We start from the raw sequence: 538 nt of genomic DNA on the forward strand, positions 1-538 counted from the left end.
GTCGCAGATCGAGACGGATGTGGCGACGATGGTGTTCCAGGAGGTTGCGCAGGCGCTCAACGGATCGGGCCGCCGTTCGCTCGAATTGCGGCTGCCGGTGCCGCGGGCGATGTCCGGCATGGAGGCGAAGCGCCGCGTGCTGCGCGATGGTGCCGCCGTTCGCATCGTCTTCGGCATCTCGACGCCGACTGACACCGGTACGGTCACGGTGATGATCCCGCAGCGAATTCTTTTGGCGACGCGCGGCATCGCGGCCAATGGCAATGAGGCCGACAGCGCGAATTCCGACTGGCGGGCACGTTTTTCGGAAGAGGTGATGCGCTCGACGGTGACGCTCGAAGCGACCATGCCGCTGGCCCGGCTAACACTTGGCGACCTCGCCGATTTCGAACCGGGCCAGGTGATCGAATTCGAGGAGACCGCGCAGTCGCAAGCGCGGCTGAGCGCGCGCGACAAGACGCTGTTCATTTGCGAGTTCGGCAAGTTGGGACAGAATTACACCGTCCGGATCCGGCACCCTTACGACGCCGGACAGGAC

At 64.9% G+C, this 538-nt stretch carries 1 protein-coding gene; it reads left to right on the forward strand.

Going from position 1 to position 538, the window contains the following annotated elements; translation table 11 throughout:
- On the forward strand, window positions 1-538 hold a 538-nt coding region (locus AC1DX0_RS36975; protein WP_477359646.1), incomplete at both ends, for a FliM/FliN family flagellar motor switch protein.

The sequence above is a fragment of the Mesorhizobium sp. P3_A9 genome (genome assembly GCF_056402975.1).